Origin of the sequence: Stenotrophomonas sp. PS02289 (assembly GCF_029960115.1) — a bacterium.
In the GTDB taxonomy this organism is placed as follows: Bacteria; Pseudomonadota; Gammaproteobacteria; order Xanthomonadales; family Xanthomonadaceae; genus Stenotrophomonas.
This window is the reverse complement of the sequence record NZ_JASCOZ010000042.1, coordinates 21,291-30,688: the sequence shown is the minus strand read 5'-3', so window position 1 is coordinate 30,688 and position 9,398 is coordinate 21,291. Positions and strand designations below refer to the sequence as shown.

10 protein-coding genes are annotated in these 9,398 nt (G+C 68.5%); all 10 read right to left on the bottom strand.

Annotated elements, in window-relative coordinates; all coding sequences use genetic code 11:
• A partial coding sequence (locus tag QMX83_RS08245; protein WP_282296150.1) for a tetratricopeptide repeat protein occupies positions 1–723 on the bottom strand: 723 nt, incomplete at its 3' end.
• Between the two features lies 1 nt (position 724).
• Positions 725–1,696, bottom strand: a complete 972-nt coding sequence (locus QMX83_RS08240; RefSeq protein WP_282296149.1) for a type II secretion system F family protein — start codon at positions 1,694–1,696, stop codon at positions 725–727.
• Positions 1,693–2,634, bottom strand: coding sequence for a type II secretion system F family protein (locus tag QMX83_RS08235; protein ID WP_282296148.1), 942 nt, complete (start codon positions 2,632–2,634; stop codon positions 1,693–1,695). The genes QMX83_RS08240 and QMX83_RS08235 overlap by 4 nt, the downstream gene beginning before the upstream one ends.
• 2 nt (positions 2,635–2,636) lie before the next feature.
• A complete protein-coding gene (locus QMX83_RS08230; protein ID WP_282296147.1) occupies positions 2,637–3,983 on the bottom strand; it encodes a CpaF family protein in 1,347 nt (448 codons plus the stop codon).
• Positions 3,968–5,257 (bottom strand): fimbrial protein, encoded by a 1,290-nt coding sequence (locus tag QMX83_RS08225; RefSeq protein WP_282296146.1) that lies wholly within the window; start codon positions 5,255–5,257, stop codon positions 3,968–3,970. Before QMX83_RS08225 ends, QMX83_RS08230 begins: the two co-directional genes overlap by 16 nt.
• 25 nt (positions 5,258–5,282) lie before the next feature.
• Entirely contained in the window at positions 5,283–6,632 is a 1,350-nt protein-coding gene (locus tag QMX83_RS08220; protein ID WP_282296145.1) for a type II and III secretion system protein family protein, read from the bottom strand.
• A gap of 19 nt (positions 6,633–6,651) precedes the next feature.
• The gene (cpaB, locus tag QMX83_RS08215) at positions 6,652–7,686 is read right to left on the bottom strand and encodes a Flp pilus assembly protein CpaB (RefSeq protein WP_282296144.1); all 1,035 of its coding nucleotides are present in this window, start codon (positions 7,684–7,686) and stop codon (positions 6,652–6,654) included.
• Positions 7,687–7,717: 31 nt separating this feature from the next.
• Positions 7,718–8,182: a pilus assembly protein gene (locus QMX83_RS08210; protein WP_282296143.1), complete on the bottom strand. Its 465-nt coding sequence runs from the start codon at positions 8,180–8,182 to the stop codon at positions 7,718–7,720.
• Positions 8,179–8,724, bottom strand: a complete 546-nt coding sequence (locus tag QMX83_RS08205; RefSeq protein ID WP_282296142.1) for a prepilin peptidase — start codon at positions 8,722–8,724, stop codon at positions 8,179–8,181. Before QMX83_RS08205 ends, QMX83_RS08210 begins: the two co-directional genes overlap by 4 nt.
• Positions 8,725–8,837: 113 nt before the next feature.
• Positions 8,838–9,053 carry a Flp family type IVb pilin gene (locus tag QMX83_RS08200; protein WP_282296141.1) on the bottom strand — a complete coding sequence of 72 codons (216 nt, stop codon included), beginning with the start codon at positions 9,051–9,053 and terminating at the stop codon, positions 8,838–8,840.
• Positions 9,054–9,398: the final 345 nt, after the last annotated feature.

The following is a 9,398-nucleotide window of genomic DNA, read 5'->3' as shown; positions in this document are numbered from 1 at the left end:
CGGTAGTGCAGCTGGGGCGGCGGAGGTAGACGCCGCTGGCGGCTGGCGCAGCTGCTGCGCCAGCCGGCGCACTTCCGCGCGTGCCGCCTCGGGCAACGCGGCGCTGTTGAAGATCCGCTCGGCGGTGGCGGTGTCATTGCGCAACAGCGCATACACCGCCAGATTGGCATTGGCCTTGACGTTGCCGGGTGCCAGTTCGGCCGCCTTGGCCAGCGGTTCACGGGCCTGATCGAGTTGGCCGGCGCGCAGGCGCGCAAAGCCCAGGTCACCCAGATAGTCGGTCTGCAGGGGTTGCAGCTGCACCGCACGCGCCAAGGCCTGCTCAGCCTGGGTGTCGTCGCCGTTGCGCACGGCGATCAGGCCCAGGCCGTGCCAGGCGGCAGCGGCCTGTGGCCCACTGGTCAGGCTGGCGTACAGTGTCTGTGCGCCGGGCAACTGGCCGGTTTCGCGCAATGCGTCGGCCTGCAGCAGACGCAGCGCCGGGCTGTCGCCATAGCGCTGCCGGTAAGCGTCAACGTGTGCCAGCGACGCGTACCACGCACCTTGACGCTGCATCTGGGTGATCAATTCCAGATACAGCTGTTTGTCGTCCTGCGGCGCGCGCTCCGGTCCGTCCAGACTGACCGGATCCTGCTTGTACTGGGCGACCGACGTGGACTGGCAGCCGCTGACCAGCGCACCCGCGCCCAGCAGCACCATCAGTGGCAGAGTGAGCGTGCGCATCTCAGGACCCCAGTTTGGTCATGGCATCGGCCAGCGCGATGATGGCCGGGCCGGACAACACCAGCATCAGTGCCGGTAACAGGGTCAGCATCATCACCACGGTCATCTTCACCGAGAGCTTGCCGACCTTTTCCTTCAACGTGGCGCGACGGTGTTCGCGCAGGCGCAGGCTGAACTGTTTGAGGGGTTCCTGCACCGCACCACCGTGTTCATGTACCTGCAGCATCAACTGCACCAGGCTGCGCAGGTCTTCGTCGTCGAACGATTCGCCCAGCCGCCGCAGTGACTGCGCGCGGGTGCGCCCGTGCATGTAGGCGATGTTGGCCTGGTGGATCTCGCGGCCGAGGATCGGGATGGCCCCGCGCAGTTTGTCGCCCAGGGTCTGCAGGCTCTGGTCCATGCTGAAGCCGACGCCCTGCAGCAGGCGCAGCAGGTCGATCAGCAGCGGCAGTTCGGCATTGACCCGTTGCCGCAGGCGGCCGGCCCAGGCGCGCAGCGCGAACTTGGGCAACAGGATGCCGAACGCCAGGGCGGCCAGCATCACCACCACGCGTTGCAGGCCGCTGCTGTCGAACAGCGCCAGGGCGAGCAGCAGGCACAGAACCGCCAGCAACAACCGCAGCGCGAGGAAGATGGCGGTGCCGCTACGGGTGTTCCAGCCGGCCTGGTCGAGCAGCAGCTTGTCCTCCGGAGCCAGCAGCGCCGCTTGCAGACGGCCACCGTGGAAGCGCTCGCCTAATGCGGCCAGCCAGCCCAGCCCGCGTGGACCGGTGTCGGCGGGTGTAGCGGTCGGGGTGCTGGCGGCACTGGCTGCGGCAACGTCAGCGCTGACATCACGCGTGCGCAGCGCGCTCTGCAATGCAGCCGCGTGGCGTTGCTGCTGGGCAGCGCGCAGCAGCGCCGCCACGCCCAGCAGTCCGAGCCCGGCGGCGAGCAGCAGTACGGCGATCAGCCAGAGCGGATGCGGGGTCATAGCGAGCGCGCCAGTCGATACAGCAGGAAGCCGCCGATCAGCTCCAGCAGCAGTGCCGCACCGAGCAGCTTGTGCCCGAGTGGTGCGTGCAGCACGGGCTGGAAGAAGTCCGGGCTGGCGATAGCCATCAGCAGGGCACACAGCGGTGGCAGCAGACCCAGCACCCACGCGGACATGCGCGTTTCGGAGGTGGTGGCCATCAGTTCCTGCTGCGCCTGTTCCAGGTCGCGCATGAAGTCGCTCATGCGCTGCAGAATCTGGTCCGAGCGGCCGCCGATGCGGATGCTCACCCCCAGCACCACGGCCAGCACGTCGAGTACTTCCAGCCGGTACGGACGACTGGCCTGGCTCAGTGCACGGTCCAGGTCGAGTCCGCTGCGTGCGCCGGACAGGGTGTCATCCAGCAGCCCGCGCAATGGTGCGGGCACCTGCTGGCTGGCTGTCTGGAACGCCATCTGCAGGCTGTTGCCCAGCGCGGTGAGCCGGACCAGGTTGTCGAGGAAGTCAGGCAGCTGGCGCAGCAGCTTGCGCTGCAGGCCGAGGATGCGGCGCGACAGCCATACCCCCAACACCAGCGCGAACAACAGCAGGGTGATCGGCCACATCCACGGTGTGCCAATCCGCGCTGCGGCCAGCCAGGCCAGGAGGACCGCGCTGCCCAGCCAGACCACCGGCAGGGTCCACCCACTGCGCAGCCCGGCGCGCTGCAGCAGTGCGTCCCACGGCAACGCCGCCGGCGCGGGTGCGGCAGGCGCGGTGGTCGGCGCGCGCGGACTCATGCCGGCCAACTGGGTGACCGGGGGCGCGGCGGCAAGGCGCTGCTCGGTGTGCTGCAGCGAGGCGCGCTGGCGCTCGCGGCGGGCCGCGCCCCACCACAGCTCGATGGCCAGGGCCACCAGCACCAACACCGCACTGCACAGCAGCAACACGCCGGTCATGTTCAGTAGCCTCCGTCGAGCGCTTCGCGCAGCAGCCGGCGGAACGGTTCCAGCTTGTGCGAATGCGGCTGGAAGCCCAGCCCGATCCAGCGGTCGCGCTCCTTGCCCTCGGCATCGATCGCCACTTCGTGACGGAACATCTCCTGGGTGCTGATCAGGTTGTCGCTGACCCCGGTGATTTCCGTGATCGACACCAGCACGCGGCGGCCGCTGCCCAGCCGCGAGATCTGCACGATGAAGTCGATCGCGCTGGCGATCTGCCGGCGCAGGCTGTCCTCGCTGCCCTGGAAGCCGGCGAAGCCCGCCAGCATCTCGATCCGGTACAGACAGTCGCGCGGCGAATTGGCATGGATGGTTGCCATCGAGCCGTCATGCCCGGTGTTCATCGCCTGCAGCATTTCCAGCACCTCGGCCCCACGCACTTCGCCGACCACAATGCGGTCCGGGCGCATGCGCAGGCTGTTGCGGACCAGGTCACGGATGCTCACCGCGCCGTGCCCGTCAGCACCGCCGAGCCGGCTCTCCAGCCGCACCACGTGCGGATGGTTGAGCGAAAGTTCGGCGGTGTCTTCCACCGTGATCACGCGCTCCTCGGCCGGGATGTAGCTGGCCAGCGCGTTGAGCAGCGAGGTCTTGCCCGAGCTGGTGCCGCCGGACACCAGAATGTTGCAGCGGCCCAGCACCATCGCATGCAGCAACGCCTGCATGGCGGTGTCGAAGGTGCCCATGCGCTGCAGTTCGTCCGGGGTGAACGGATCCTTGCGGAACTTGCGGATGGAGACCATGGGGCCATCCACCGCCAGCGGCGAGATGATCGCGTTGAGGCGGCCGCCGTTGGGCAGGCGCGCGTCCACCATCGGGTTGGACTCGTCGAGCCGTCGCCCCAGCGGAGCCAGGATGCGGCGCAGGATACGCAGCAGGTGGCTGTCGTCGCTGAAGCGCTGCGGTGCACGCACCAGCCGGCCACCCTGTGAGACGTGGATGTCCTTGTAGCCGTTGATCAGGATGTCTTCGATCGCCGGGTCATGCAGCAGGTCGTCGAGCGGACCGAAGCCGGTCAGCTCCTTCACCAGCGCGGCGGCCACCACTTCCATTTCCGCTTCGTTGACCGGAATGCGCCACTGCTGCACGAACTGCGTGGTCTGGGTGCGCACGTAGCCGGCCACCGTATCGGGTGCCCAGGCGTCGATGTCGATGCGTTCGTCTTCGATCGCATTGAGCAGATGCTCGTGCGCGGCGACCAGCACCTTCTGGTAGTCGTCGGACTGCGCGAACGGCGTCGCCACCGTCCCCGCCGGGTCGGGCACCTCGCCGCGGTCGCCTGCGAACGGCGTCACTTTGTCTTCCATTGCAGCCCCCCCAGGGCAAGAGCCAGTTTTTCGCGCCAGCTGCGCGGCAGGGCGCGCGCAGCGGCCTGGTCCAGATGCAGCAGCAGGGGCGTGAGTGCGCGCAGGTACGGGTCGCGCGGCGCGTCCTGCAGCAGCAGATGGCCGTGGTTGGCACTGCTGCGCAGGCGGTGGCAGTCGGGCAATGTGGCCAGCAGCGGCAGGTTGAAGCGTTCGGCGATCTGCGCCGGGCTCAGGCCGCCGTCTTCCTCATGTCGGTTGATCACCAGTTGCAGGCGGGTATCGCGCAAGCCGAGGGTTTCCAGCTGCTTGAGGACCTGGTCCAGCGACACCAGGGTGCCGATGGCCTGGTCGGCGACCAGCCAGATCTCGTCGGCGCTGTTGAACAGCGAGCGCGGAATCTGTCGCACCGCGACGCCGCCCAGGTCGCACAGCACGGTCTCGAACACGCCGCGCAGTCGCTGCACCAGCACCGCCGGGTCGGGCAGCAGGCCGCCATCGCTGCCGGCGGGTTGTCCGAGCAGGGTCAGTCCGCCGCTGTGTCGGGTCATCGCGGTCCGCACCAGGGTGGCGTCGATGCGCCCGGCATGGCGCAGTGCGTCGTCGAAATGGAACTGGCTGTCCAGATTGAGGTACAGCGCGGTGTCGCCGGCCGGTTGGCCCAGGTCCAGCAGCAGGGTGCTGTTGGCGGTGGCCTGGGCGTTCGGGTCGCTGCCGTCGGCGGCGGCCGGCTGGCTCAACTGCTGGGCCAGCACGCCCAGATGCGCGGCCAGCGTACTGCTGCCGACACCGGCGCGCACGCCCAGCACCAGCACCAGGCGCGCCTTGTGCGGCGCTTCGACCGGCATCGCGCGCACCGCGCTGGACCCGGCTGCACGCCGCAGCACCGCGTCGATATCGGCGGTGCTGGTGTCCAGATCGAGGATGTCGCGCAGCCCGCATCGGACCGCGGCGACGATGCCGTCGACCTGTTCACTGGTGGTGGAGCCCACCGCGACCAGCGGCAGCTCGGGATGGCTGCGCTGCAGTTGTCGGGCCAGGTCGGTCGAGCTGCAGGCCGCAGTGCGCCGGAAGTCCAGCAGAACCACGCAGTTGGGCTGGCGACGATGCGTGTCGAGCGCGCCGATGCCTGCCGTGCTGTCGACCCAGAGCACGGTGGTGCCTACCGGAAGACGCTCGCCGAGCAGGCCGGCGAGGTCGCGCACCGGGGCGTAGAGCACCAGGGTCATCGGGGCCGGGGCCGGGGCAGGGTGCAGAAGCTGCAGAGAGGCGGACATGGAAGCGTGGGTCCTGGCACGGAGATCAGCGGGAGAAGCCGGGCAGCTGGTCGGAGGACGCAGGGCTGAGCAGCCACGCCCCCCATACCGGCTGGTTGGGAGTTGCTTCGCGTTCGCCGGGCAGCGGCACCGTGGTGCCTTTGGCCAGCGGTTGCACCAGTCGCGGCGTCACGATGATCACGAGTTCCTTCTCCTCTTTTTTGTAGTTCAGGCTGCGGAAAAATGAGCCGATGATCGGCAGGTCACCCAGCAGCGGCACCTTGTCGACGTTGGAGCTGACCGAGCTGCTGACCAGTCCGCCGATCACGAAGGTCTCTCCGTCGCCCAGTTCCACCGTGGTGTCGGCGCGGCGCGTGGTGATCGACGGAATCTGAACGCCGTTGTAGGCAATGCCGGCGGCATAGTTGAGGTCGCTTGCTTCCGGCGCGACCTTCAGCGCGATGCGGTCCGGGCTCAGCACCGTAGGGGTTACGGTGAGGCCAATGCCGAACGGCTTGAACGTGACCGTGGTGGTGCCCAGTCCCTGCGGTTCGAGAATCGGCAGTTCGCCACCGGCCAGGAAGCTGGCGCTCTGGCCGGACAACGCCACCAGGCTCGGTTCGGCCAGGACCCGGGCCATGCCGTTGCTCTGCAGCAGGTCGATGTTCGCGGCCCAGTTGTGCGTGAACGATTTGAAGACCAGTCCAAAGGCCGATGAAAGCGGATTGGCATCAGTGGAGGTGGCGACGCTGCCGACCGGCGGTGCGATGGTCGGCATCACGCCACCGGGGCGCACCACGCCGTAGGAGAAGCCGTTGTTCTGGTTGGCGAAGTTCATGCCGATCTGGCGCAGCACGGTTTTGTTGAACTCCACCACTTTCACGTCAACCTGGACCACGCCACCGCTGCTGATGGTTGAGACGTCAGCCAGCTGGCCCTCACGCCCCAGGGTGGCCTGGGCGGCCTTGCGGCTGCGCTCATGCGCCAGCAGGCTCGGCGCACTGCCCTGCAGCAGCCCCTGCTGCTCCTGCACGGTCAACTGCAGGTCGTCGCCATCGGAGAGTGCGCCCTGCACCGCACTGCGCACCTCGACCTGCAGGCGCTGCGGCTCCGTCTGCGTGCGGTGCCACAGCAGCAGGGTGGTGGTACCGGCGGTTTTGCCGACCAGCAGCGCCTGACGGCCTTTGAGCATCACCACGTCGGCCACGCCGGGATCGGCGATCGCGACGCGCTCCAGATTGGCGGGCAGGGTCCACGGCTGCTGCTCCCGCACCTGCAGGATCACGTCGGCACGGGCCCACGCCGGCAGCGGCACCAGCAGCGCGCCCAGCAGCAGCGCGAAAAACACGGCCAGCGGTGCAAGCAGCGGGGAAAACCTGGCAGGACGTCGCATCATCAAAGGTCTCTGCATGGGCTCAGCGCGAGCCGCTGTGGGACGAGGGTTCGCCACGGATGATCTCCACGCCGGGGTTGAGTCGAGGGGCGGAACGACGTACTGGTGCGGCCGTGCGTGCGACCGGCGGCGGGGTGGCGGTGTGTGCGCCCCGACGCCCGGCCAGCGCGTCGGCGTCGATGCCGGCGAATGCGTCGTTCTCGGGTGAGGCCAGGGCCAGCCGCTGCTCAGGGCTGAGCTCGCGGCGCGGGCTCAAGACCGCCACGCTCGGGGCAAACAGGTCCTGGTCGGGCAGGCCGACATCGGTCGGGTTGCGCAGCGCCAGGAACAGCTTGCCCTGCTGCGCCCCCAGCAGCAGCCGGTTTGCTTCATCTACGGGGACGGCCAGCACGGCGCTGCGGGCCGGGGCCGAGCCAGTGTTCGATGTGGACGCAGCGCTGGAACTACCGCCCTGGATATCGGCCGCGCGACTGTCGGCCGCAGCGTTGCCCGCGGCTGCGGTGGGCGCAGTGGCCGGTGCGGTGTCGGCCGCACCGTAGCTGAGGACGCGCAGGCGCGATAACAGCAGCCGCGCCTGGGCCTGGCCGTCGGTGTTGATGCCGCCCGGTGCGCGCAGATTGAGGAAGACATCCACGTAGTCGCCGGGCAGGATGCGATTACCCGCCGCGACCAGTTCGTCCACCGGAACCGCGAGGGCGCGTTCGCCCGGGTTGAGTTTCAATGCGTAGCCCTGCGCCATCAGGCCCCGATCAAGCACGCTGCCGGCCGGCAGGTCACGCACCGGCACGGCGCCGGCGGCGTCCGCCACGCTGCTGTAGGCACCGGCGGGTGCCGCAGCCGCGGTGCCCATGCGCAGGTCGGCCGCACGGATCGGTTGTCCTGCGCGCAGCGCGCTGGCGGCTTCCACCACCGGTACGCTGCGCGGTGCGGTGCCGTCGGCCACCGTTGGCAGGGGCGCAGGAGCCGGCGCGCGCCGGCTGAGGGCGAGGGCCGCCAGCGCCAGCACCACGGCCAGCGCGATCAGCCCGATGGCGGCCAGCCGGGTCAGCTTGAGCATGGGTCACACTCCTGGAAGGCAGGGCGCACCATCACGGTGTCCCCAGATCGAGTTGGGCCACGGCGGTGCTGCGGATCGGCTGGGACATCACCCAGCCATAGACGCGACCGGTGCCGGGGAGAAACGGTTTGGCCTGGTAGTCGTAGCTCACCGATATCTGCATGCACTGCGCGCTGGGCAGGCCGGCGCAGGGCGCGGGTGCGGTCACCACAATCGGAGCCGCGCCCGCAGTGCCGCAGTCGGGAGTCTGCCCGGCGTAGTTCAGTACCCACTGCATCGAGCGCCGGGCGGCTTCGCAGGCGGCGCTGCGGCGTTCGTTCGGCGCGGCATAGCGCAACGACGCCCGTGCACCTTCTGCGGCGGCCAGTGAGAGCGTCTGCTGCACCGCCATGATCATCACGCCGGTGTAGGTGAGCATCAGCAAGGGCAACAGGCCGAAGATCAGCATGAAGGCGAACTCGATGGTGGCGGCTCCACGTGCGCGTCGGCGGCTCATGCGGATGCTCCCATCGCGTGCCACAGCACCCAGACGCCGGTCGCAGCCGCCAGATATGCCGCGAACGGAATTCCAACCCGACCTTGTCGCGCGTGATGCATCTGTCGCATGCCCGGTCGCGCCTGCAACTGCTGCATGGCCTTCCCATGCAGCAGTTGCAGGGTCGGTGGCAGGCTCGCGCGCAGCCGGGGCAGCCCGACCACACACAGCACATGCAGACCGGCGAGTGCACTGGCTCCCATCCAGATCGGAAGCAGTGCGTGCACGCCCAGCAGCAGGCCCAGCACCGCGAAATACTTGACGTCACCGGCCCCCATCCAGCCCAGCAGATGGAACGGCAGCAGCGCCGCCAGGCCGATCAGCGCACCCAGCAGGTGATCGGTGAGGACGCTCGGCTGTCCACTCAGTTGTCCGCCCAGCAGCCCCAGTGCTGCGCCACAGACACCGGCCAGCAACCATGCATTGGGCACGCGCCGCGCATACAGATCGCTGATCGCGATCCGCAGGCTCAACAGCAGGGCGAGCAGGGCGAGAAAGGACATCCGACGCTCCTCCAGAGCAGTACGGGGCGAATCTTCCGGCCGCAGGCCAAACGCACCCGGCATCGCGCGTGAGACGCGCGATGGGGCAGGGCCATCAGGCCTGGCAGGAAGGGTCAGGGAGTGGGTGTGCCGCCGCCGGAGCCGCCGGTGCTGCCGATGGTGCTTTCCACCAGTCCCTTGAGCTTGGTGAACAGTGTTTCAAACATGTCCTGCAGGCCATCGCGGCCGGCGACCACCAGGACCCCGGCGATCACGGCCGCCAGCAGGCCGTACTCCAGTGCGGTAACGCCATCTTCTTCGGCGAGGAAACTGCGGATTGAAATGTTCATGACGGTCTTCTCCCTGTTCCGGTCAATCATCTGTGGTGCTGGAGTGGTCGAGCCCGGTTCCACCGGGTGCCACCAACGAAAACCATGCATTCCTGCACAGCGGCGCGGACCTGGCCGAGGCCGGGACCGTGTGGATCAGGTCAACAGGGCATGAGCGTGCGGCCGCTGCGGGTGGCCAGCACCCGGAGGCGGCGACGACAGACGTGTCGCGACGCGATGTGAAACCGCTGCATTGCATCCCCCTTGTGGTCAGTCCGGTTTTCCGCCAAGAACGTGCCGGGCTGTGCTGCATTAACTCTTGATTACTACACGCCCCGGTAATGCACAGAAACGGCATTTCACGGG

Excerpts from the sequence above, each read along its gene's own strand:
- cpaB (WP_282296144.1), bottom strand. The coding sequence starts at position 7,686 with ATGCTCAAGCTGACCCGGCTGGCCGCCATCGGGCTGATCGCGCTGGCC.
- QMX83_RS08210 (WP_282296143.1), bottom strand. The coding sequence starts at position 8,182 with ATGAGCCGCCGACGCGCACGTGGAGCCGCCACCATCGAGTTCGCCTTC.
- QMX83_RS08220 (WP_282296145.1), bottom strand. The coding sequence starts at position 6,632 with ATGATGCGACGTCCTGCCAGGTTTTCCCCGCTGCTTGCACCGCTGGCC.
- QMX83_RS08205 (WP_282296142.1), bottom strand. The coding sequence starts at position 8,724 with ATGTCCTTTCTCGCCCTGCTCGCCCTGCTGTTGAGCCTGCGGATCGCG.
- QMX83_RS08200 (WP_282296141.1), bottom strand. The coding sequence starts at position 9,053 with ATGAACATTTCAATCCGCAGTTTCCTCGCCGAAGAAGATGGCGTTACC.
- QMX83_RS08230 (WP_282296147.1), bottom strand. The coding sequence starts at position 3,983 with ATGGAAGACAAAGTGACGCCGTTCGCAGGCGACCGCGGCGAGGTGCCC.
- QMX83_RS08240 (WP_282296149.1), bottom strand. The coding sequence starts at position 1,696 with ATGACCCCGCATCCGCTCTGGCTGATCGCCGTACTGCTGCTCGCCGCC.
- QMX83_RS08225 (WP_282296146.1), bottom strand. The coding sequence starts at position 5,257 with ATGTCCGCCTCTCTGCAGCTTCTGCACCCTGCCCCGGCCCCGGCCCCG.
- QMX83_RS08235 (WP_282296148.1), bottom strand. The coding sequence starts at position 2,634 with ATGACCGGCGTGTTGCTGCTGTGCAGTGCGGTGTTGGTGCTGGTGGCC.